A 21,772-nucleotide genomic window follows, 5' to 3' on the forward strand; every position below is an offset into this window, starting at 1 on the left:
GACCCCGCGCCGACCACGTCTTCCCCCCTCCGGCGCAGCGACGATGGACTCCCAGACCTCACAGTCATCCCAGGCATCACAGTCACCTCATACGTTCCAGGTCGACCTGCGTGGTTTGGTGGACCTGCTCTCCCATCACCTGTACTCCAGCCCCAAGGTCTACCTGCGCGAGCTGCTGCAGAACGCCGTGGACGCGATCACCGCGAGACGGGCCGAGCAGCCCGACGCCCCGGCGCGGGTGCGGCTGTACGCCGACGGCAGCTCCCTTCGGGTGGAGGACAGCGGCGTCGGGCTCACCGAGTCGGACGTGCACAGCCTGCTCGCCACGATCGGGCGCAGCTCCAAGCGGGGAGACGGGCTGCAGGAGGCCCGCTCCGACTTCCTGGGCCAGTTCGGCATCGGGCTGCTGGCCTGTTTCGTGGTCGCCGAGCGGATCCGGGTGGTCAGCCGCAGCGCCCGCACGCCGGACGCGCCGCCCGTGGAGTGGACGGCCCGGGACGACGGGTCGTACACCGTACGGACGTTGGCGCCCGAGGCGCGGCCCGAGCCCGGGACCACCGTGCATCTGGTGGCGCGGGCGGGTGCGGCGGAGTGGCTGGACGAGCGGCGGGTGCTCGCGCTGGCGCGGGACTTCGGTTCGCTGCTGCCGTACGACGTCCGGGTGGGCGACGAGGCCGTCACCGACCTGCCGGCGCCCTGGGACCGGCCATACCCCTCCCCCAGCACCCGGCGGGTGGCGCTGGCCCGGCACTGTCACGAGTTGTTCGGGTTCACGCCGTTGGACTCGATCGCGCTGGACGTGCCGCTGGCCGGGATCCGGGGGGTGGCGTACGTGCTGCCGTCGGCGGTGAGTCCGGCGCAGCGGGCCACGCACCGCGTGCACCTCAAGGGCATGCTGCTGACCGAGCGGGCCGAACAGCTGCTGCCGGACTGGGCGTTCTTCGTGCGCTGTGTCCTGGACACGGACAGCCTGCGGCCGACCGCCTCGCGCGAGTCGCTGTACGAGGACGAGACGCTGGCCGCCGTACGGGAGGCGCTCGGCGAAAGGATTCGGTCCTGGCTGACCGGGCTTGCGGCCGGTGATCCGGAACGGCTCTCCGCGTTCCTGTCCGTGCATCACCTCGGGGTGAAGTCGCTGGCCCGGCACGACACGGAGATGCTGCGGACCATGCTGCCGTGGCTCCCCTTCGAGACCACCGACGGGCAGCTGTCGCTGGAGGAGTTCGCGCAGCGGCACCCGGTGGTGCACTTCACGCGGACGGTCGAGGAGTACCGGCAGGTCGCGCCGATCGCCTCCGCGCAGGGCGTCGGGGTGATCAACGGCGGTTACACGTACGACAGCGAGCTGGTCGAGGCGCTGCCGTCGGTGCGGCCCGGGTCGGTGGTCGCGGAGCTGGACGCCGACACCGTGACCGCGCATCTGGACGCGGTGGATCCGGCGGAGGAGCTGGCGGTGGCTGGGTTCCTCGGGGTGGCACGGGCGAAGCTCGACCCACTGCAATGTGACATTGTACTGAGAGCCTTCCACCCCCTCTCGGTCCCCGCCCTCCACCTCGACGACCGCGCCGCCCGCCACGAACAGGCCCGCGCGGAGGCCGAGGAGCAGGCCGACGACCTGTGGACGGGCATCCTGGGTTCGCTGCGCGGCAGCGCGCCCCGCGCCCGTCTGGTGCTCAACCACCTCAACCCGCTGATCCGGCGGATCAGTGCCCTCAAGGACCCGGAGCTGATCGGCACCGCGACCGAGTCGCTCTACGGTCAGGCGCTGCTGATGGCCCAGCGCCCGCTGCGGCCGGCCGACTCGGCGCTGCTCAACCGCTCGTTCATCGGCCTCCTGGAGTGGGCCACTCATGGGGAAGACGATCGCTGATGGAGATTGCTGACTTCGACTCGCTGCGCCGGGCGATGGCGGAGAACTCCGAGGAGCCGGAGGGTCCCGCCCGCAACGCGCGCGCGGAGCAGCTGCTGGCGGAGGCCGAGAGGCTGAACGTCCCGCTCGCCGTGATCGAGGCGCTCGGGCACCAGCTGAAGGTCTACAACTACAGCTCCGAGAAGGACAAGATGTTCGTCCCGTTCGCACGGCTGCTGCGGATGTGGGACGAGCGGCCCGAGGACTTCGACGAGTACGAGACGCATTCGCTGCACTGGGTCTTCAAGTGGATGACGGCCGGCATGCTCGACCAGCCGCACGTCCCGCTCGCCTCCATCGAGAAGTGGCTGGGCGAGATGGAGCACCGCTACCGGCTGGCCGGGCACTCGGAGCGGGCGGTGCGCAGCGCGGAGTTCAGTGTCGCCGGGCACGTCGGTGACCTGCCGCGGGCGGAGCGGGCGTACGCGGCCTGGCTGGCGGCGGACCGGGACCGGATGGCCGACTGCCACGCGTGCGAGCTGCACGGGCAGGGCGGCTGGCAGCTGAAGAACGGGCGGGACGAGGAGGCCCTGGAGCTGTGGGGGCCGGTGCTGGACGGCGAGTACAGCTGCGCCCACGAGCCGCACACGGTGCTGGCTTCCTCGTTGGTGCCGCTGCTGCGCCTTGGCCGCGTCGACGAGGCCCGCGCGCACCACCTGCGCGGATTCCGGCTCGTCCGCCCCATGGAGAGCATGCGGGGCGCCTACGCGGACCATGTCGAGTTCTGCGCGCTGACCGGCAACGAGGCGCGCGGTCTTGAGCTGCTGGCGGAACGTCCCGCCTACTTCACGGACACCGGGCAGCCGCGCAGCCGGATGGACTTCCTGGCGGTGGTGGCGCTGCTGATGGAGCGGCTGACCGGGCTGGGGCTCGACGGGCAGCGGGTGCCGGGGCCCGCCGGGCGGACGTGGACCGCCGGGGAACTCGCCGGGCACGCGCGCGGGGAGGCCCTGGAGCTGGCCGCGCGGTTCGACGCCCGCAACGGCACCTCCTACGTCGGCGACCAGCTGCGCGAGCGGATGGCGCAGCGGCCGCTGGTGGACCGGCTGCCGCTGGGCGTGCGGGCGCCGCGGACGGCGCCCGCCGGGCCTCCCGCGCCGGTCGCCCCGGCGCCCGCCCAGGAGCGGTCGGAGCGGTCGGAGCGGTCGGAGCAGCCGTCGCTGCCCGCGCTCCTGGCCGAGGCGCGCCGGCTGTCGGACACGCTCCGGCCGCACGCCCTGGAGGCCTGGGCGGCGGTCGCGCGGGCCGCCGAGGAGACCGAGGTGGACACGTACGTCCGCGCGGAGATCGCCGACCACACGGCGATGGGGCGCGGCCCGGAGGGTGTCGAGCTGTTCGAGCGGGCGGCGGAGCTGTACGCGGAGGCGGGCGACGAGGGCGAGGCGATCGCCGCACGCGCGCGTGCCGCCTACGTACGCGCGCTCTCCGGGGAGCTGGACGAGGCGCTGGCCGCGATGGACGAGCCGTACGACCGGATCCTCGCGCTGTACGCGGACGACGCGACCGGGGTACGGCAGACGGCGTCCGTGCTGATGAGCCGGGCGCGGATCCTGATGCGTCAGGTGCACGAGCGGTCCACGGGCGCCGGGGACGCCGAGCAGGCCGTACGGGAGCTGCTGGCGCTGGTCGGCGGGCGCGGCGGGTCCGACGTACGGCTGGTGTCCCGGGCGGCCGAGGGGCGGGCGATGCTCGCCGAACTGGCCGAGCACGCCGGGGACGGGGAGCGGGCGGGCGAGCTGTTCCGGCAGGCGACGGCGCAGTTCGTCGGTGCGGAGCTGCCGTGGTTCGCGGTCGAGTACGAGGTGCGGGTGGCCGCGCTCGCCCATGAGCAGGGCGACCTGGCCGAGGCGGAGCGGGCGCTGCGCGCGGCGCTGGAGCACGGCGGGCCGTACGTGGAGCCGGTCGGGCGGGCGCAGCTGCATCTGCAGCTCGCGGAGGTCGTCGGCGGCCGGGGCGCCGCCGAGGAGGCCGCCGAGCACGCCCTGGAGGCGGCGCACTGGGCCGACGAGGCCGGGCAGAGCGGCACGCTGGGCGCCTGGGCCCGGCACCAGCTGGGCGGCTTCCTGCTGCGGCAGGGGCGGTTCGCGGAGGCCGCCGAGGTGCTGGAGTCGGCGCTGGCCGACCTGAGTGCCGAGACGCACGGCGACGGCGCGGTCGTGCAGACCCAGTGGTGGCTCGGGGACTGCCTGAGCGAGCTCGGCGAGCACCACGCGGCGGCCGAACGGCGGCTGCAGGCGGCGGAGCTCGCCCGGCACTGGCCCGAGCAGCACGACCACGCCACCCTCGCCCACCTGGCCGCCGAGTCGCTGGGCAACGCGGGGCTGCCCGCGGAGGCGGACCGGGCGTACACGCGCGCGGGCGAGTTGTGGCGGGCGATGGGCAACGTGCACTTCCTGGTGCGTTCGCTGCGGGCCCGCGCCTGGCTGGCGTTGCGGACGGAGGCGGGGACGGAAGGCGCGCGGAAGCTGATGGCGGACGCGGTCCGGGAGTGCGAGGCGGCGCTGGAGGCCGTCGAGGACCCGGCCGCGGCGGACCGGCTCGCCGACGAACTCGGGCACACCCACCGGCAGTTCGGCGACCTGCTGGCCCGTTCCGTGCCGGAGGACGCCGACGATCCGGCGATCCAGGAGGCGTTCGAGGCGGCGCTCGCGGAGATGGCTGCCGCGATCTCGGTGTTCGCCGGGGTCGGCGAGGACGGGCTGCACAGCCGTACCGCCGCGGAACTGGCCGCGGGCTGGCTGGAGGCCGACCTCAGCAGGCCGGCCGCGGCGGCGGCACGCGCGCGTGCGGTGCTGGACGCCTACGAGGGCGCCGACCCGGCCGACGAGACGGTCCGGGCCCGGCGGGCGGAGGCCCGGCAGCTGCTGGAGCCCACGGAGGAGTGAAGGTGGGCGGGAGAGGGGCTCACTCGACGCCGATGAGGAGCGGAGCCCCCTGCCGGCCGCCCCGGTAGACCACCGTGTCGACGGCGAGGTACGCCTCGCGCACGCGTGCCTCCAGGCGGTCGGCGACGCCGTCGGGGGCCTCGTCGCCGAGGACGAGGGTGACCAGCTCGCCGCCGGCCTGGAGCATGCGGTCCAGGACGGTCTCGGCGGTGGCCGTCACGTCCGAGCCGATCACCGCCACGTCCCCGTCTATCAGCCCCAGTACGTCCCCGGCCTGGCAGATGCCGGCCATGGTCCAGGACTGCCGCTCCGCGAGCACGACCTCGGCGTAGCGGGTGGCACCGGCCGCCGAGGTCATCTGGACGACGTCCTCGTCGAAGCGGCGGTCCGGCTGGTGCACCGCGAGCGCGGAGATGCCCTGGACCGCCGAGCGGGTCGGGATGAGGGCGACCCGGATGCCCTCCGCGCGGGCCTGCTCGGCCGCGGCGGCCGCCGTGTGCCGCAGGTCGGCGTCGTTGGGCAGCAGCACCACCTCGCGCGCGTTGGCGCGGCGCACGGCGTCCACGAGTTCCCCGCTGGCGGGCGGCTCCCCCGGGCGCGCGAGCACGGTGGTCGCACCGGCGTCGGTGTACAGCCCCGCCAGCCCCTCCCCCGGCACGACGGCCACCACGGCCCGCTGCACCCGCTCGCGCGGCGGCCGCGCCCCGCCGGTGTGCACGTCCCCGGCGCCGAAGTGCGTGATCCGGATCCGGTAAGGGCGTCCGGCCTCCACACCCGCCTCGACGGCGGCGCCGGCGTCGTCGACGTGCACATGGACGTTCCACAGGCCGTCGCCGCCGACCACCACCAGGGAGTCGCCGAGGGCGTCGAGCCGGACCCGCAGCCGGTCCACGGCGGCGTCCTCGGCCTCCAGGAGGTAGATGACCTCGAACGCGGGCCCGCCGGCGCGCTCGGCGCAGTTCTCGGCCCGGGCGTCGGAAACGGCGTCCACGCGTGCGTGCCCGACCGGGTCCGCCACGTGCGCATGCAGTTCGAAAGCCGTCGGCGTCTCCCCCGTGAACGCCTCCACCAGCGCCCCGAGCACCGCGACCAGCCCCCGCCCGCCGGCGTCGACCACCCCGGCCCGCTCCAGTACGGCCAGTTGTCCGGGAGTCGCCGCGAGCGCCTTGCACGCGCCCTCGTAGGCGGCCCGGGCGACCGCCCCGCAGTCGCCCTCGGTCACGTCGGCGGCGTCCGCCGCGGCCGCCGCGACCGACAGCACCGTGCCTTCGACGGGGTGGGCGACGGCCCGGCGGGCGGCGTCGGCGGCGTGCCGCAGGGCGAGCCGCAGCCGGTCCGCCTCGATGTGAGTCGCCTCACTCTCGGTGAGGACGTGGGCCATGCCACGCAGCAACTGGGCCAGGATCGTGCCGGAGTTGCCGCGCGCGCCTATGAGGGCGCCGTGCGCCATCGCGCGGACGGCGTCGGCCAGGGTCGGCACCTCCTCGCCCAGCTCGTAGCCCGCGAAGACGGCCTCCACGGCCCCCGCGGCCGACTCCACCGTCATGTACAGGTTCGTGCCGGTGTCGCCGTCGGCCACCGGGTAGACGTTGATCGCGTCGATCTCCTCGCGCGCCCGCCCGAGCGCCCCGAGCGACAGTCCGCACCAGGTGCGTACCGCGAGAGCATCGAAAAATGTCTGCGGCACCTGCGCCACCTGCGCCTCCTTGAGCCGGCCGAACGTGGACGCAGCGTAGACCCCGGAAGGGTGTCCGCCGGAAGAGGGCCGGGGGCGGGGCCCTGAGCTGCCATGCTAGTTTCGTCTAACGGACGCAGCCGTTGTATGCTGCTCCGGTTGCTCGATCTGATCGGGCCATTCCCCTGGCAATGCCACTCAAGATCTTCGATCCGAAGGATCTCGATCCTGGCACGCCGGGATTCAACCGTAAGTGCATCTGAAGTCTTTGGAGTGACCCGTGGCTGCCAACTGCGACGTCTGCGGCAAGGGGCCGGGCTTCGGCAACAACATCTCGCACTCGCACCGCCGTACGTCCCGCCGCTGGAACCCGAACATCCAGCGTGTGCGTACCGTGGTCGGCGGGACGCCGAAGCGCGTGAACGCCTGCACCTCGTGCATCAAGGCCGGCAAGGTCTCGCGCTGACGCACTGTCGCTGAGCGCGCGGCCACAGCTGGTTCGCTGCACAGAGCCGGTCCACCTCCGGGTGGGCCGGCTTTTTGCCGTGCCCGGCCATGCCCGGCACCAGGCCTGACAAGCTGATCCCATGCGCTTCGGCATCCTGGGCCCCCTGGACGTACGCACCGACGACGGCACTCCCCTCGACCCCGGCGGCCCCCGCCCCCGCGCTCTGCTCACCCTGCTGCTCCTGGACGCCGGCCGGTCGGTCTCCATCCAGCGCCTCACCGACGGCCTGTACGGCGCCGAGCCGCCCGCCGGGGCCGCCAACGCGCTCCAGTCGCAGATCTCCCGGCTGCGCCGGAGGCTGGCCCCGCACGCGGAGATCGAGGCCACCGCGACCGGGTACCGGGTCGCGGTCGCTCCCGACACTGTGGACGCACACCAGTTCGAAGTCTGGTCGAGGGCCGGACGCGCCGCCCTCGTCGCCGGCGACCACGGGACCGCCGCGGCGCGGCTCCGCGAGGCCCTCGCCCTGTGGCGCGGCCCCGCGCTGCCCGACCTCCCGGACGCCGAGGCCGAGGCCGCGCGGCTCGAAGAGCTGCGGCTGGCCGCCGTACAGGACCGGATCGAGGCGGACCTGGCGCTCGGCGGCGGCTCGGAACTGGTGCCGGAGCTGCGGGCGCTGCTGGCCGGCCGTCCGCTGAGCGAGCGGCTGTACGGCCAGCTGATGCGGGCCCTGCACGCGGCCGGGCGCCCCGCCGAGGCCCTCACGGTGTACGAGGAGGCCCGCCGCACCCTCGCCGACCGGCTGGGCGCCGATCCCTCCCCGGAGCTGTCCGCGCTCCATCTGGAGCTGCTGCGGGGCGTGGCACCCGAGCGGCCCCGCCTCCCGGTCCAGCTCACCCGCTTCGTCGGCCGCGAGCCCGAGCTCGCCCGGATCGCCGCCGGCCTCACCGCCTCCCGGCTGCTCACGCTGACCGGCCCGGGCGGGGCCGGCAAGACCCGGCTCGCGATCGAGGCGGCCCAGCAGCACCCCGGCGCCTGCTTCGTGGAACTCGCGCCGCTCACCGACGGCGCCACGATCCCGTACGCCGTCCTGGCCGCCCTCGGCGTCCGCGAGGGCCTGCGCAGTCCCGCCGCCGACACCACGGACCGGCTGCTGGCCGCCTTGGAGGAGCGCGAGCTGCTGCTCGTCCTGGACAACTGCGAGCACCTGGTCGAGGAGGCCGCCAGGCTCACCGCCCTGCTCCTCGCCGCCTGCCCGGGGGTGCGCGTGCTCGCCACCAGCCGGGAGTCGCTCGGCATCACCGGCGAGGTCCTGGTCCCGGTGCCCCCGCTGCCGCCGGAACCCGCGGTGCGGCTCTTCCTGGACCGGGCCCGCGCGGTACGCCCCGGATTCGACGGGCACGCACGCGTGGCCGGCATCTGCGCCGCCCTGGACGGGCTGCCGCTGGCCATCGAGCTGGCCGCGGCCCGGCTGCGCACCCTCACCCCCGACGAACTCGCCGACCGCCTCCACGACCGCTTCCGTCTCCTGTCCCGCGGCGACCGGTCCAAGGCGCCCCGGCACCGCACCCTGCGCGCGGTCGTGGAGTGGAGCTGGGGGCTGCTGGACGAGGAGGAGCGGGAGCTGGCGCGGCGGCTGACGGTGTTCTCCGGGGGCGCGACGCTGGCAGCGGTCGAGGCGGTGTGCGGGCTGCCGTATCCGGAGGACGTGCTGGCCTCGCTGGTCGAGAAGTCGTTCGTGGAGGTGTCCGAGGGCCGCTACCGGATGCTGGAGACGATCCGGGCCTTCGCCGCCGAGAGCCTGCCCGGTCCGGAGGACCTGGCGGACGCCCACGCCGACTACTTCCTGCGGCTGGCCGAGGAGGCCGAGCCGCACCTGCGCGGCGGCGGGCAGCTGCCCTGGCTGGCCCGGCTGGCCGCCGAGCACGCCGACCTGGACGCGGCCCTGCGCCATCTCGTGCGCCGCGACACCGGCGGGGCCCTGCGGCTCATGGGCCCCCTCTCCTGGTTCTGGCGGCTGCGCGGGGTGCACGGCGAACGGGTGGCGACGGCACGGGAACTGCTGGCCACGGCCGGGGACGCGCCGCCGCCCGGGCTGGAGGAGGAGTACGTGCTGTGCGCGATCAACGCGCTCTCCGGCGCGGGCGACGAACCGGAGCTCATCGCGCGCGTGGACGCCGTCCTGGACGCGTACCGGGGGCCGTTGCGGCTGCCGTACATCCTCGTGCTGTGGGCGGTCGCGGCCGGTCCGCGGCCCGCCACCGACGCGCACGCGCTCACCCTGGCCGGCGGCTCCCCCTGGGCGCGCGCCCTGCTCGACGTGGGCCTCGGCTTCCGGGCGCAGTTCGCGGGACGGCCGCGGGAGTCCGAGGAGCACTTCGCCCGGGCGCTGGCCGGATACCGGGCCACCGGCGACCGCTGGGGCCTGGCCAACTGCCTCGACCCGCTCGGCATGCTCGCCCACACGCGCGGTGAGTCCGGGCGCGCCCTGGAACTGCTCGACGAGGGACTGGCGTACGTGCGGGAGCTGGCCGCACCCGAGGAGACCGCCGATCTGCTGCGCACCCGGGCCACCGTGCTGCTGCACCGGGGCGACACGGCCGCCGCCGTGGCCCACTTCGACGAGGCGCTGGCGCTCGCGCGGGGCGCCGGGCTCCCCGACAAGGTGGCGGCCGCCCGGCGCGGCCTCGGCGACGCGGCCCGGCTGTCCGGGAACACGGCACGCGCGCGCGTGCACTACGAGAACGCCCTCCAGGAGTGCGCCGCCAACTGGTTCAGCGTCGGCGAGACCGTCCGCAGCCTCATCGGGCTGGGCCGCACGGCCGCCGCCGAGGGGCACGCCGAGGAGGCCCGCGACTGGTTCCGGCAGGCCGCCGAGCTGGCCGTGGAGGGGCCGGGCGACCTCGAACTCGCCGACGCGGCCGAGGCGCTGGCCTCGGCCGCCGGCTCCGCCGAGCGGGCCGCGGAGCTGCTGGGCGCGGCGACGGGCCTGCGGGGCGGCCGGACCGAGGGCGACCCGGACGTCGTACGCGTCGAGCGGGAGGCGCGCGCGAAGCTCTCCGCCGAGGCGTACGACCAGGCCTTCGAGCAGGGCCGACGGCAACGGTCAGCGGCGGTCAGCGAACGGTAGCGGGACGGTCAGCGCCCCCGCCGAAGCTCATCGCATGACGAAGAACACGACGCAGAAGAACACGACAGAGAACACCACGCAGAACACGACGAAGAACCTCGCCCACCTCAACGTCCTGATCTCCGGCGCCAGCGTCGCCGGACCCGCCCTCGCCCTCAACCTCGCCCGGCTCGGCGCCCGCGTCACCGTCGTCGAGAAGGCCCCGGAGCTGCGCGGCGGCGGCTTCGCGGTCGACTTCCGCGGCCATGTCCACCGCACGGTCCTGACCGCCATGGGCATCTGGGACGAGATCCACGCCCGCCAGACCCGCATGGGCCGCCAGACGGTCGTCGACGCCGACGGCAGCCCGCGCGTGGACCTGCCCGCCGAGCTGATGAGCGGCGACGTGGAGATCTTCCGCGGCGACCTCGCGCAGATCATGTACGAACGCACCAGGGACGACGTCGAGTACGTCTTCGGCGACTCGATCGCCTCCCTCACGGAGGACCCGCAGGGCGTCGACGTCACCTTCGAGAAGGGCGCGCCCCGCCGCTTCGACCTGGTCGTCGGCGCCGACGGGCTGCACTCCAACACCCGCCGCCTGGTCTTCGGCGACGAGTCCCGCTACCTGCGCTTCTTCGACCACTACGTGGCCGGCTTCGACGCCCCCAACCACCTGGGCCTGGACCGCACCGGCCGGGTCTACAGCGAGCCCGGCCGCGCGTTCGTCATCGGCAACTACGACGGCGACCCGGACCGCGCCGGCGCGCTGCTGGTCTTCCGGTCCGAGGAGCTGTCGTACGACCGCCGGGACGTCACGGCGGTCAAGCGGATCGTCATGGACCGCCTCGCCGGGATGGGCTGGGAGGGGCCCGCCCTCCTCAAGGCCCTGGAAGAGGCCGACGACGTGTACTTCGACGCGATCGCCCAGATCCACGTCGACCGGCTCGTCAAGGGGCGGGTGGCGCTGCTCGGGGATGCCGGGTACGGGGCGACGATGGGCGGGATGGGGACAGGGGTCGCGATCGTCGGCGCGTATGTCCTCGCCGGTGAACTGGCTCTCGCGGGCGGTGACTTCCGTACCGCCTTCGCCGAGTACGAGTCCCGGATCCGGGGCTTCGCCAAGGGTTGCCAGAAGATCTCCGGGAACGCGGGCCCGTTCTTCGCCCCGCCGACCGAGCGGCGCATCCGCAGCCGGGACCGGATGTACCGGGTGCTCTCCTCCCGTCCGCTGGCCCGGTTCTTCAAGAGGATGACCGAGAAGGCGGCCACCGACATCAGGCTGCGGGAGTACCCGGCCCTGCTTGGTTCCTGAGGGCCCAGCCGTGGTCCACGGGTCCGATCCCGGCGCCGAGTGCGAACCCGGCCGCGATCGCCCCGGTGACGTACTCCTTGGCCGCCGTCACCGCCTCCGGCACGGACTGCCCCTTCGCGAGCTGCGACGCGATCGCGGAGGCGAGGGTGCAGCCGGTGCCGTGGGTGTGCCGGTTGTCGTACCGGGGGGCGCGCAGCAGAAGTTCCTCGGTGCCGTCGGTGAGCAGGTCGACGGCCTCGCCGGGCAGGTGCCCGCCCTTGATCAGCACCCAGGTCGGGCCGTACGACAGCACGGCCGCCGCGGCCCGGCGCAGATCGGCCTCCGACTCGACGTGTACGCCGGTGAGTTGGGCCACCTCGTCGAGGTTCGGGGTGGCGACGGTGGCCAGCGGGAGGAGCCTGGTGCGGACCGTGTCCAGGGCGGAGGCGGCGAGGAGCGGGTCGCCGTGCTTGGAGACGCCGACCGGGTCGACGACCACGGGCGCGTCGGTCCCGGCGAGCAACTCCGCGACCTCCTCGACGAGTTCGGCCGAGGCAAGCATCCCCGTCTTCACCGCGTCGACCCCGATGTCGTCCACCACGCTCCGGTACTGGGCGCGGACGGCCGCCACCGGCAGTTCCCAAGCCCCCTGCACGCCCGTCGAGTTCTGAGCGGTCACCGCGGTGAGCACACTCATGCCGTGGACGCCCAGCGCGAGCATGGTCTTCAGGTCGGCCTGGATCCCGGCCCCGCCGCCGGAGTCGGAGCCCGCGACCGTCAGTACGCGCGGCAGGGTCATGACTCGATGTCCCCGAAGTGGTCCCAGCCGCCCTTGCTGGTCCACGGCGCGCCGTCGACCGTCACCTGGGGCAGCGCGGACGGGTTGAGGACCTCGCCGATGACCTTCCAGCGGGCGGGCAGCTTCACGTCCGGCGGGAAGGTCGCCACGATCGCGTGGTCCTCGCCGCCGGTGAGCACCCACTGGATGGGGTCGACGCCGACGGCCTGGCCGATGTCGTTCATCTGGGTCGGGATGTCGATCGCGCCGGAACGGATGTCGAGCCGCACCTTGCTGGCCTCGGCGATGTGCCCCAGGTCGGCGATCAGCCCGTCGCTCACGTCGCACATCGCGGTCGCGCCGAGGGCGGCGGCGGCCGGGCCCGCGTGGTACGGCGGCTCGGGGCGGCGGTGCGCCTCCACGAACGCCCGCGGCGAGCGGAAGCCGCGGGAGAGCACCGCGTAGCCGGCCGCGGACCAGCCCAGCCAGCCCGTGACGGCGATCAGGTCGCCGGGCTGGGCGCCGGCCCGGGTGACCGGTTCCTGGTTGCGCAGGTCGCCGAGCGCGGTGATCGACACCATGATCGTGTCGCCGCGGACCACGTCGCCGCCGACCACCGAGGCACCGGCCACCTGGCACTCGTCCCGGATGCCGTCCATCAGCTCGCTGGGCCAGGTCACCGGGAGTTCGGCGGGCACGACCAGGCCGAGCAGCAGGGCGGTCGGCACGGCACCCATGGCCGCGATGTCCGCGAGGTTCTGCGCGGCCGCCTTGCGGCCCACGTCGTAGGCCGTGGACCAGTCGCGGCGGAAGTGCCGGCCCTCCAGCAGGATGTCGGTGCTCGCCACCACCCGGCGGTCGGGCGCGGCGACCACCGCGGCGTCGTCGCCGGGACCGACCCGGACCGCCGGAGTGGTGGTGAGACGGGAGGTGAGCTCCCTGATGAGCCCGAACTCCCCCAGCTCACCAACAGTGCCCTTCATTGCCCTTACGCCCCTTCTCTGCCTTGCCGTGCCCGCTCGCGCGTCACCGTCGTCCTGGATACGGTCGAGGTGACCGTCAACATCTGTCGTGCCTGCACCCCGGCGCGCAAGCCCCTGTCCGCGCAGGTCTCCCCGCGGTGAGCGGCGACGCGATACCGTGGCGTTCCTTTTCCCCACATGATCCTCGTGGCCGCCCTGGAGGTTCCGTGGTACAGGCGTACATCCTGATCCAGACGGAGGTCGGCAAATCGTCGACCGTCGCCGAGACGATCAGTAAAATCCCCGGAGTCATCCAGGCCGAGGATGTGACAGGACCGTACGACGTCATCGTGCGCGCGCAAGCGGAGACCGTCGACGAACTCGGTCGGCTGGTGGTCGCGAGAGTCCAGCAAGTGGACGGCATCACGCGTACCCTGACCTGCCCGGTCGTCCATCTGTAGCCCCCGTCTACCCTTGGCCGGTGAACTTCTTCCGTCACCGGCCATTCGGTCTGCCCGCGCTCGCCGCGCTGATGATCGCGGCAGCGGGCTGCTCATCAGCAGACGACGCCCCGTCGGCGGCGGTTCCCAGTCCGGGCGGGGCGGTCGCCAAGCTGTGCCGTCGCCTCGACGGGGTGCTGCCGAAGAAGGTCGACGGACTCACGCGCCGTGACCCCGAGCCCTCGTCCACGCTGACCGCGGGCTGGGGGGACCCGGCGATCATACTGCGCTGCGGTGTTGCGCGACCCGCGAAGATGGCCGACCCGGAAGCCGACGGGGTTGAGGTGAACGGGGTGGGGTGGCTGCTGGAGCAGCGGGCCGACACATCGTTTCGGTTCACGACGACGTTGCGGAAGGCGTATGTCGAGGTGACGATTCCTGCGGGGCGGACCGGGGATGGCATGGCGCCGTTGGTGAGTCTGGCGCCTGCCGTCAAGAAGGCGGTTCCCGAAGGGATTGCCGACTAGTCGCCGTGGCGTTCGGGGTCGCTTCTCGGCTGCGGGTCGTCAGTGGTTGCTCGCGCAGTTCCCCGCGCCCCTTTCGGGGCGCTTCAGCTGGGGGCGATTTCTAGCGAAGCCCCGTCGACCGGTTCAGCGCCGCCTGGATCAGGCGGTCGACCAGGTCCGGGTAGGCGATCCCGGTCGCCTGCCACATCTGCGGGTACATCGAGATCGGGGTGAAGCCCGGCATCGTGTTGATCTCGTTGATGACGAAGCGGCCGTCCTCCGTGAGGAAGAAGTCGGCGCGGACCAGGCCCTCGCAGGAGGCGGCCTCGAAGGCGTCCACCGCGAGCTTCTGGACCTCGGCGGTCTCCTCGGGGGTGAGGGGGGCCGGGACGATGCCGGGGGTGGAGTCGATGTACTTGGCCTCGAAGTCGTAGTAGGCGTGCTCCGAGGGCGGCGGGATCTCCGCCGGGACCGAGGCGCGCGGGCCGTCCTCGAACTCCAGGACGCCGACCTCGATCTCACGGCCGTGGACAGCCGCCTCGATCAGGATCTTCGGGTCGTGGGACTGGGCCTCGGCGATCGCCTCGTCCAGGCCGGAGAGGCCGTCGACCTTGGTGATGCCGATCGACGAACCCGCGCGCGCGGGCTTCACGAACAGCGGCCAGCCGTGCTCGCCGGCGAAGTCGACGATCCGCTTGCGGGCGGCGGACTCGTCCTGCTGCCACTCGCGGGGCCGGATCACCAGGTACGGGCCGACGGCGAGCCCGAAGGAGGAGAACACCCGCTTCATGTACTCCTTGTCCTGGCCGACGGCCGAGGCGAGCACGCCCGAGCCGACGTACGGGACGCCGGACAGCTCCAGGAGGCCCTGCAGGGTGCCGTCCTCGCCGTACGGGCCGTGCAGCATCGGGAAGACCACGTCGACCTCGCCGAGCGCCTTGGGCACCGAGCCGGGCTCGCTGTAGACCACCTCGCGGTTGGCCGGGTCGACGGGGAGCACCACCCCGCCCTCGACGGACTCCGCGAGGTCGGCGACCTCGGGGGTACGGCGTTCGCTGATCGCCATGCGCTCGGGTTCGTCGGCCGTGAGCACCCAGCGGCCTTCCCGGGTGATGCCGATCGGCAGGACGTCGTACTTGGTCCGGTCGATGGCGCTCAGGACGGCTCCGGCGGTGACCATGGAGATCCCGTGCTCGGAGCTGCGGCCGCCGAAGACGACGGCCACGCGCGGCTTGCGAGCGGGCTGCTCAGGGCTCTGGAGGAGGTTCTCGGTGCTCATATCGCGTTGAGAGTACCCGGTGGTAGGGCCCCGAGACAGCGTCGGCAGGGCGGGTTCGCTCAGCGTCGTTCGGGCTTCGCGCTGCGCGACATCAGCTCCTTGAGGGCGACCACCGGGGGCTTGCCCTCGTGCACGATGTCGACGACCGTCTCGGTGATCGGCATCTCCACACCGTGCCGGCGGGCCAGATCGGCGACGGACTCGCAGGACTTGACGCCCTCGGCGGTCTGCTTGGTGACCGCGATGGTCTCCTCCAGGGTCATGCCCTTGCCGAGGTTGGTGCCGAAGGTGTGGTTGCGGGAGAGCGGGGAGGAGCAGGTGGCCACCAGGTCGCCGAGCCCGGCGAGCCCCGAGAAGGTCAGCGGGTCGGCGCCGAGGGCGGTGCCCAGCCGCGCGGTCTCCGCGAGACCGCGCGTGATGAGCGAACCCTTGGCGTTGTCGCCGAGCCCCATGCCGTCGGCGATGCCCACGGCGAGGCCGATGACGTTCTTCACCGCACCGCCCAGCTCGCACCCGACCACGTCGGTCTCGGTGTACGGCCGGAAGTAGGGCGTGTGGCAGGCTGCCTGCAGCTGCCGGGCGACCGTCTCGTCGGTGCAGGCGACCACGGCGGCGGCCGGCATGCGGGCCGCGATCTCCCGGGCGAGGTTGGGGCCGGTGACGACGGCGACGCGGTCCGCGCCGACCTTGGCGACGTCCTCGATGACCTCGCTCATCCGCATGGCGGTGCCGAGTTCGACCCCCTTCATGAGGGACACGAGGACCGTCCGGGGCGCGAGCAGCGGCGCCCACTCGGCGAGGTTGGCCCGCATGGTCTGGGACGGCACCGACAGGAACGTGAAGTCGGCGCCGGCGGCCGCCTCGGCGGGGTCGGTGGTGGCCCGCAGGTTCCCGGGGAGTTCCACACCCGGCAGGTAGTCGGGGTTGGTACGGCCGGAGTTGACGGCCTCCGCCACCTCCGCGCGCCGCGCCCACAGGGTGACGTCGCACCCGGCGTCGGCGAGCACCATCCCGAAGGCCGTACCCCATGAACCCGCGCTGAAGACCGCCGCCTTGGCAGGCTTGCTCACTTGCCGCTCTCCTCTTCCAGACCGCTCTGCGCACGCGTGCGGCGCCGCTGCTCGATCCGCACCTGGCGTGGATCGTAGGGGGTCTCGGGAGCCTTCTCGCCGCGGATCTCCTCCAGCTGGCGGGTGATGGCCGCCATGATGACCTCGGTCGCCTCCTTGAGGACGTCCTGGGTCATCTCCTTGCCGTAGAAGCGCGTGAGGTCGACCGGCGGGCCGGCCAGGACGTGATGCGTCTTGCGCGGCAGCAGATGCGGCTTCTTCGCGTACGGGGGGAGCAGTTCGTTGGCGCCCCACTGGGCGACCGGGATCACCGGGCACTTGGTCTGCAGGGCGACCCTGGCGGCACCGGTCTTGGCGGCCATGGGCCACTGGTCCGGGTCGCGGGTGATCGTTCCCTCAGGGTAAAAAGCGACGCACTCGCCGCGCTCCACGGCGTCGATCGCGGCCCGGAAGGCGCTGAGCGCGTCGGTGGACTCGCGGTAGACGGGGATCTGGCCGGTGCCCCGCATGACGGCGCCGACGAATCCCTTCTTGAAAAGCCCGCTCTTCGCGAGGAATCGCGGAACGCGGCCGGTGTTGTACTGATAGTGGGCGTAGGCGAAGGGGTCGATGTGGGAATTGTGGTTCACCGCGGTGATAAAACCGCCCTCGGCCGGAATGTTCTCCATTCCACGCCAGTCCCGCTTGATCAGAACCACCAGCGGAGGTTTGCAGAGCACCGCAGCGAAGCGGTACCAGAAGCCGATTCTCCGGCGGGGCACGCGGACACCTTCCTCTAGGACTTCTTCCCGGCCTGGGATCGGGAAGAAGTGTGGCCCCGGCCCGCCGGCCTGTCGAGAACACCGTACGCCTCGGTGTCGCGACCACCCCGTGAGCCCGGGTGACAATGAGGCAACAAGGGAGGGACGGTACGACTGTGCAGTGGACCCTGGTCATCCCGCTCAAACCTCTGGCCCGCGCCAAGAGCAGGCTCGCGGACACCGCGGCGGACGGTGTGCGTCCGTCACTGGCCCTCGCCTTCGCCCAGGACACGGTGGCGGCCGCCCTGGCCTGCCAGTCGGTGAAGGATGTGGCGGTCGTCACGGACGACGCGCTGGCCGGGCGTGAGCTGTCGGCGCTGGGTGCGCGCATCGTCCCGGACACGCCGGGCAGCGGCCTGAACGCGGCGCTGCGGCACGGGGCGGCGGCCGTCCGGGCGTCGCGTCCGGAAAGCCCCGTGGCGGCCCTGAACGCCGATCTCCCGGCCGTCCGCCCGCTGGAATTGGCCCGGGTGCTCGACGCGGCCGCGGAATTCCCGCGCGCTTTTCTCCCGGACGCCGCTGCAATCGGCACCACCCTGCTGGCGGCGACCCCCGGCCAGGAATTGGCCCCCGCATTCGGCACGGATTCCCGCGCCCGGCACGCCGCCTCGGGCGCCGCGGAACTGCGTCTGGTGGGTGTGGATTCGGTACGCCAGGACGTGGACACCGGCGCCGACCTGCGCGCGGCCCTGGCCCTGGGTGTGGGCCCCCGCACGGCCGCGGTGGCGGCCCGCCTGCTGATCCCGGACCAGTAGGCTGCGCTCATGCAGGCGACCGCATACACGTACGACCCCGAGACCCGCAGTGGTCAGGTACTCCTCGACGACGGAACGCCGGTGGCGTTCGACGGCGAGGCGTTCGAGGCGGGCGGCCTGCGGCTGCTCAGGCCGGGGCAGCGGGTGCGGATCGAGACCGAGGGGACCGGAGACGACCTTCGGATCACCCTGGTGACCTTGCAGACGCTCTGAGGCGAGAACCCAAGGGGCGCGGGGCTGTATTCGATATGCGGCTCCGCCGCGTGGGCGCGAGAAGCCCCCACCGGCGCGCACCCGAAACCCGACCCAGCTCTTGAACACACCGCGGGCCGGACTCCCCCAGGGAATCCGGCCCGTCGCGTGAGTGTCCCGGCGCCCCGCCCTCAGCGAGCGGCCGTCGTCTTCTTCGCCGTGGCCTTGCGCGCGGTCGACTTCTTCGCCGGCGCCTTCTTCGCGGTGACCTTCTTCGCCGGCGCCTTCTGCGCGGCGGCCTTCTTCGCCGTGGCCGTGGTCTTCTTGGCGGTCGCCTTCTTCGCCGTGGCCGTGGTCTTCTTCGCGGCCGCCGTCGTCTTCTTGGCCGTGGTCTTCTTCGCGGTGACCTTCTTCGCGATCACCTTCTTGGCGGTGGTCTTCTTCGCCGCCGCCTTCTTGACCGTCGCCGAAGCGCCGCCGGTCAGGCTGCCCTTGGGCGCCTTCTTGACCGCGACCTCACCGCCGCGCGGGAGCTTCTTGGAGCCGCTCACCAGGTCCTTGAAGCCCTGACCGGCACGGAAGCGCGGCACGGAGGTCTTCTTGACCCGAACCCGCTCGCCCGTCTGGGGGTTGCGGGCGTAGCGGGCGGGGCGGTCCACCTTCTCGAAGGACCCGAAGCCGGTGACCGAGACCCGCTCACCCGCGACGACCGCGCGGACGATGGCGTCCAGGACATGGTCGACAGCCTCGGCGGCCTGCTGGCGGCCGCCCATCTTGTCGGCAATCGCTTCTACGAGCTGCGCCTTGTTCACGTCTTCCCCTTCGGAGACATCGCCAGAACGAATGTGTTCAAGCTTTTTCGCACGTTAGGCAGATATATACCGCAAATCAAACACGAAACGGGCTTATCACCCTTGTGCCGCAACGGACTCGGCCGACTCGTACGGTCCGGTCAGCGGTCCTCTTCGGGGATTCGACCCGCGTCGAGGTCCGCGTTGAACCGTTCGAGCCGCCTTGCCGCGTCGGCGAGGTCGTGCTTGGCCGCGGCCGTAATGACCAGCAGCTTCCGGGTCAGCGCCATCCGTACGCCCTCCGGGACTTGCAGTGCGCGCACTTTTGTGTGCGCTTCCTTGAGTTGGTCCGCGACCGCCGCATAGAGCTGGAGTTGGCCGTCGTGTTCCATGCACAGATTGTGCCATCTGGGGCGAGTTGTCGCCTGCGCAGGGTGCAACTGGCGCCTCGAATGGCCTTCCGGGCACTTGCGGAAGCCACGGACACAGCACTCACGTACCCCGACAACATCCGCCCTAACGTGGGAAGTTGGCAAGACCTGCGACAACGCGAGCGCCCGTTCGGGTGCAGACATGGCTGTACCCCCAATCGTGGCGATCGGGGGTACAGGCGGGGTGTTGCGGTGGCTGAAACCAGCCGTATTCAGATGTGGTGGTTCCCGCCGAAGCGGGCTCCGGCTCAGACCTGGAGCGTCCGCGGCTTGTACGACGGCCGCTTGGCCTCGTAGGCGGCGATGTCGGCCTCGTTCCGGAGGGTGATGGAGATGTCGTCCAGGCCGTTCAGCAGCCGCCAGCGGGAGTTCTCGTCCAGCTCGAAGGAGGCGGTGACGCCCTCGGCGCGTACCTCGCGGTTCTCCAGGTCGACGGTGATCTCGGCCTGCGGGTCGTTCTCGGTGAGCTCCTGCAGCGCCTCCACGATCTTCTGGTCCAGGACCACCGTGAGCAGGCCGTTCTTCAGCGAGTTGCCCCGGAAGATGTCAGCGAAGCGGGAGGAGATCACGGTCTTGAAGCCGTAGTTCTGCAGCGCCCAGACGGCGTGCTCACGGGAGGAGCCGGTGCCGAAGTCGGGGCCGGCGACCAGGACCGTGGCCCCCTGCCGCTCGGGGCGGTTGAGGATGAAGTTCTCGTCCTTGCGCCAGGCCTCGAACAGTCCGTCCTCGAAGCCGTCCCGGGTCACCTTCTTGAGCCAGTGAGCAGGGATGATCTGGTCGGTGTCGACGTTGGAGCGGCGCAGCGGGACGGCCCGGCCGGTGTGCGTGGTGAATGCTTCCATGGCTGATCAGACTCCAGCGGGCGTGCGAACGTCGGCGTCGGACAGGTCGGCGGGCGAGGCCAGGTGGCCCAGGACGGCCGTGGCGGCCGCGACCTGCGGCGACACCAGGTGGGTGCGCCCGCCCTTGCCCTGCCGGCCCTCGAAGTTGCGGTTGGAGGTGGACGCGGAGCGCTCACCGGGGGCCAGCTGGTCGGGGTTCATGCCGAGGCACATCGAGCAGCCCGCGTGCCGCCATTCGGCGCCGGCGTCCTTGAAGACCACGTCCAGACCCTCGGAAACGGCCTGGAGGCCGACCCGCGCGGAGCCGGGGACGACCAGCATCCGTACGCCGTCGGCGACTTTGCGGTCCTTGAGGATCTCGGCGGCGGCGCGCAGGTCCTCGATGCGGCCGTTGGTGCAGGAGCCTACGAAGACGGTGTCCACGTTGATCGAGCGCAGCGGCTGGCCGGCCTCCAACCCCATGTACTCCAGGGCCTTTTCGGCGGCGAAGCGCTCCGAAGCGTCTTCGTACGAAGCCGGGTCGGGGACGTCCGCCGAAAGCGGCGCGCCCTGCCCCGGGTTGGTGCCCCAGGTGACGAACGGCGAGAGCGCGGCGGCGTCGATGTGCACCTCGGCGTCGAATTCCGCGTCGGCGTCCGTCTTCAGGGTCTTCCAGTACGCGACGGCGGCGTCCCAGTCCTCGCCCTCGGGGGCGTGGGCACGGCCCTTGAGGTAGGCGAAGGTGGTCTCGTCGGGGGCGATCATGCCCGCGCGGGCGCCGGCCTCGATCGACATGTTGCAGATGGTCATCCGGGCCTCCATCGAGAGCTTCTCGATGGCGGAGCCGCGGTACTCCAGGATGTAGCCCTGGCCGCCGCCGGTACCGATCTTGGCGATGATCGCCAGGATCAGGTCCTTGGCGGTGACGCCGTCGGGCAGCTCGCCGTCGACCGTGATGGCCATGGTCTTGGGGCGGGCCAGCGGCAGCGTCTGGGTGGCCAGCACGTGCTCCACCTGGGAGGTGCCGATGCCGAACGCCAGCGCGCCGAAGGCGCCGTGCGTGGAGGTGTGCGAGTCGCCGCAGACGACGGTCGTGCCGGGCTGGGTCAGGCCCAGCTGCGGGCCGACGACGTGCACGACGCCCTGCTCGACGTCGCCCAGCGGGTGCAGCCGCACCCCGAACTCGGCGCAGTTCTTGCGCAGCGTCTCCAGCTGGGCGCGGGAGACGGGATCCGCGATGGGCTTGTCGATGTCGAGGGTCGGGGTGTTGTGGTCCTCGGTCGCGATGGTGAGGTCGAGGCGGCGCACCTGGCGGCCGTTCTGGCGCAGCCCGTCGAAGGCCTGCGGGCTGGTCACCTCGTGCAGCAGGTGCAGATCGATGAAGAGGAGGTCGGGCTCGCCCTCGGCGCGCCGGACGACGTGGTCGTCCCAGACCTTCTCCGCGAGTGTCCTACCCATCGCTTTCCCTCCGGCCGGCAGACGTGCACCGGCCCAACTAGAGATCTTGAGGAAGCGGCTGCCCGTGTTCCGGGCCCCTGAAGTCGTGGTTCCGGGCGTCCGCCGCCGGGCCCGTTGGTCTGCGGGCCACTGTGTGATTCCAGGGTGGCGCGTTCCACGGAAAATTGAA

General features: G+C 72.5%; 19 protein-coding genes. 9 read left to right on the plus strand and 10 right to left on the minus strand.

Translation table 11 applies throughout. The annotated features are described in order from the left end of the window. The first annotated feature begins 43 nt into the window (after positions 1 to 43). Positions 44 to 1,870 carry an HSP90 family protein gene (locus ABT137_RS13265; protein ID WP_351707074.1) on the plus strand — a complete coding sequence of 609 codons (1,827 nt, stop codon included), beginning with the start codon at positions 44 to 46 and terminating at the stop codon, positions 1,868 to 1,870. After that, complete coding sequence (locus ABT137_RS13270) at positions 1,867 to 4,794, plus strand: tetratricopeptide repeat protein (RefSeq protein WP_351707500.1); 2,928 nt, start codon at positions 1,867 to 1,869, stop codon at positions 4,792 to 4,794. The genes ABT137_RS13265 and ABT137_RS13270 overlap by 4 nt, the downstream gene beginning before the upstream one ends. Before the next feature lie 19 nt (positions 4,795 to 4,813). Here the strand turns inward: ABT137_RS13270 and ABT137_RS13275 are convergent, their stop codons facing one another. Further along, positions 4,814 to 6,490 (minus strand): DAK2 domain-containing protein, encoded by a 1,677-nt coding sequence (locus tag ABT137_RS13275; RefSeq protein WP_351707077.1) that lies wholly within the window; start codon positions 6,488 to 6,490, stop codon positions 4,814 to 4,816. Positions 6,491 to 6,749: 259 nt separating this feature from the next. On the opposite strand from ABT137_RS13275, the gene rpmB reads away from it, so the two are divergent. From rpmB to ABT137_RS13290, 3 genes are all read left to right on the plus strand, one after another. Continuing rightward, positions 6,750 to 6,935 (plus strand): 50S ribosomal protein L28, encoded by a 186-nt coding sequence (rpmB, locus tag ABT137_RS13280; protein WP_003993230.1) that lies wholly within the window; start codon positions 6,750 to 6,752, stop codon positions 6,933 to 6,935. A 121-nt stretch (positions 6,936 to 7,056) separates the two neighbouring features. Continuing rightward, on the plus strand, positions 7,057 to 10,047 hold the full coding sequence (locus ABT137_RS13285; RefSeq protein ID WP_351707080.1) for an ATP-binding protein: 2,991 nt from the start codon (positions 7,057 to 7,059) through the stop codon (positions 10,045 to 10,047). A 34-nt stretch (positions 10,048 to 10,081) separates the two neighbouring features. Further along, complete coding sequence (locus ABT137_RS13290; protein WP_351707083.1) at positions 10,082 to 11,341, plus strand: FAD-dependent monooxygenase; 1,260 nt, start codon at positions 10,082 to 10,084, stop codon at positions 11,339 to 11,341. Here ABT137_RS13290 and thiD read toward each other — a convergent pair. Then, positions 11,304 to 12,119 carry a bifunctional hydroxymethylpyrimidine kinase/phosphomethylpyrimidine kinase gene (thiD, locus tag ABT137_RS13295; RefSeq protein ID WP_351707086.1) on the minus strand — a complete coding sequence of 272 codons (816 nt, stop codon included), beginning with the start codon at positions 12,117 to 12,119 and terminating at the stop codon, positions 11,304 to 11,306. The two genes, ABT137_RS13290 and thiD, sit on opposite strands and share 38 nt — an antisense overlap. Continuing rightward, complete coding sequence (locus tag ABT137_RS13300) at positions 12,116 to 13,081, minus strand: thiamine-phosphate kinase (RefSeq protein WP_351707089.1); 966 nt, start codon at positions 13,079 to 13,081, stop codon at positions 12,116 to 12,118. Before ABT137_RS13300 ends, thiD begins: the two co-directional genes overlap by 4 nt. A gap of 206 nt (positions 13,082 to 13,287) precedes the next feature. On the opposite strand from ABT137_RS13300, the gene ABT137_RS13305 reads away from it, so the two are divergent. Together ABT137_RS13305 and ABT137_RS13310 are read left to right on the plus strand one after the other, a co-directional pair. After that, positions 13,288 to 13,521, plus strand: coding sequence for an Lrp/AsnC family transcriptional regulator (locus ABT137_RS13305; RefSeq protein ID WP_351707092.1), 234 nt, complete (start codon positions 13,288 to 13,290; stop codon positions 13,519 to 13,521). 20 nt (positions 13,522 to 13,541) lie between these two features. Beyond that, positions 13,542 to 14,027: a DUF3515 domain-containing protein gene (locus ABT137_RS13310; RefSeq protein ID WP_351707095.1), complete on the plus strand. Its 486-nt coding sequence runs from the start codon at positions 13,542 to 13,544 to the stop codon at positions 14,025 to 14,027. 100 nt (positions 14,028 to 14,127) lie between these two features. Here the strand turns inward: ABT137_RS13310 and ABT137_RS13315 are convergent, their stop codons facing one another. The 3 genes from ABT137_RS13315 to ABT137_RS13325 are packed head-to-tail and all read right to left on the minus strand — an operon-like array spanning position 14,128 to position 17,116. Next, positions 14,128 to 15,285, minus strand: a complete 1,158-nt coding sequence (locus ABT137_RS13315) for a D-alanine--D-alanine ligase family protein (RefSeq protein ID WP_351707098.1) — start codon at positions 15,283 to 15,285, stop codon at positions 14,128 to 14,130. Between the two features lie 59 nt (positions 15,286 to 15,344). Continuing rightward, entirely contained in the window at positions 15,345 to 16,355 is a 1,011-nt protein-coding gene (locus tag ABT137_RS13320) for an NAD(P)H-dependent glycerol-3-phosphate dehydrogenase (RefSeq protein WP_351707101.1), read from the minus strand. Beyond that, entirely contained in the window at positions 16,352 to 17,116 is a 765-nt protein-coding gene (locus ABT137_RS13325; protein WP_351707104.1) for a lysophospholipid acyltransferase family protein, read from the minus strand. The genes ABT137_RS13320 and ABT137_RS13325 overlap by 4 nt, the downstream gene beginning before the upstream one ends. A gap of 155 nt (positions 17,117 to 17,271) precedes the next feature. Between ABT137_RS13325 and cofC the strand changes: the two genes are divergently transcribed. After that, on the plus strand, positions 17,272 to 17,910 hold the full coding sequence (cofC, locus tag ABT137_RS13330) for a 2-phospho-L-lactate guanylyltransferase (RefSeq protein WP_351707107.1): 639 nt from the start codon (positions 17,272 to 17,274) through the stop codon (positions 17,908 to 17,910). A gap of 9 nt (positions 17,911 to 17,919) precedes the next feature. Further along, complete coding sequence (locus tag ABT137_RS13335) at positions 17,920 to 18,123, plus strand: hypothetical protein (protein WP_351707110.1); 204 nt, start codon at positions 17,920 to 17,922, stop codon at positions 18,121 to 18,123. Positions 18,124 to 18,293: 170 nt separating this feature from the next. On the opposite strand, the gene ABT137_RS13340 is transcribed toward ABT137_RS13335, so the two are convergent. The 4 genes from ABT137_RS13340 to leuC form a co-directional block, all read right to left on the minus strand. Next, positions 18,294 to 18,914, minus strand: coding sequence for an HU family DNA-binding protein (locus ABT137_RS13340; RefSeq protein ID WP_351707113.1), 621 nt, complete (start codon positions 18,912 to 18,914; stop codon positions 18,294 to 18,296). Between the two features lie 140 nt (positions 18,915 to 19,054). After that, positions 19,055 to 19,285 (minus strand): SCO5555 family protein, encoded by a 231-nt coding sequence (locus tag ABT137_RS13345; protein ID WP_351707116.1) that lies wholly within the window; start codon positions 19,283 to 19,285, stop codon positions 19,055 to 19,057. Between the two features lie 287 nt (positions 19,286 to 19,572). Next, positions 19,573 to 20,166 (minus strand): 3-isopropylmalate dehydratase small subunit, encoded by a 594-nt coding sequence (leuD, locus tag ABT137_RS13350; RefSeq protein ID WP_351707119.1) that lies wholly within the window; start codon positions 20,164 to 20,166, stop codon positions 19,573 to 19,575. A 6-nt stretch (positions 20,167 to 20,172) separates the two neighbouring features. Beyond that, positions 20,173 to 21,603: a 3-isopropylmalate dehydratase large subunit gene (gene leuC / locus ABT137_RS13355; RefSeq protein WP_089098540.1), complete on the minus strand. Its 1,431-nt coding sequence runs from the start codon at positions 21,601 to 21,603 to the stop codon at positions 20,173 to 20,175. Positions 21,604 to 21,772 lie beyond the last annotated feature (169 nt).

This window comes from Streptomyces sp. NPDC001980, from assembly GCF_040296885.1.
Classification (GTDB): domain Bacteria; phylum Actinomycetota; class Actinomycetes; order Streptomycetales; family Streptomycetaceae; genus Streptomyces.

Bases quoted from the DNA above. Each gene is read 5' to 3' on its own strand.
- leuD (WP_351707119.1), bottom strand. From the start codon at position 20,166: ATGGAAGCATTCACCACGCACACCGGCCGGGCCGTCCCGCTGCGCCGC.
- ABT137_RS13345 (WP_351707116.1), bottom strand. From the start codon at position 19,285: ATGGAACACGACGGCCAACTCCAGCTCTATGCGGCGGTCGCGGACCAA.
- ABT137_RS13285 (WP_351707080.1), top strand. From the start codon at position 7,057: ATGCGCTTCGGCATCCTGGGCCCCCTGGACGTACGCACCGACGACGGC.
- ABT137_RS13335 (WP_351707110.1), top strand. From the start codon at position 17,920: ATGCAGGCGACCGCATACACGTACGACCCCGAGACCCGCAGTGGTCAG.
- ABT137_RS13300 (WP_351707089.1), bottom strand. From the start codon at position 13,081: ATGAAGGGCACTGTTGGTGAGCTGGGGGAGTTCGGGCTCATCAGGGAG.
- leuC (WP_089098540.1), bottom strand. From the start codon at position 21,603: ATGGGTAGGACACTCGCGGAGAAGGTCTGGGACGACCACGTCGTCCGG.
- thiD (WP_351707086.1), bottom strand. From the start codon at position 12,119: ATGACCCTGCCGCGCGTACTGACGGTCGCGGGCTCCGACTCCGGCGGC.
- ABT137_RS13265 (WP_351707074.1), top strand. From the start codon at position 44: ATGGACTCCCAGACCTCACAGTCATCCCAGGCATCACAGTCACCTCAT.
- ABT137_RS13315 (WP_351707098.1), bottom strand. From the start codon at position 15,285: ATGAGCACCGAGAACCTCCTCCAGAGCCCTGAGCAGCCCGCTCGCAAG.
- ABT137_RS13290 (WP_351707083.1), top strand. From the start codon at position 10,082: ATGACGAAGAACACGACGCAGAAGAACACGACAGAGAACACCACGCAG.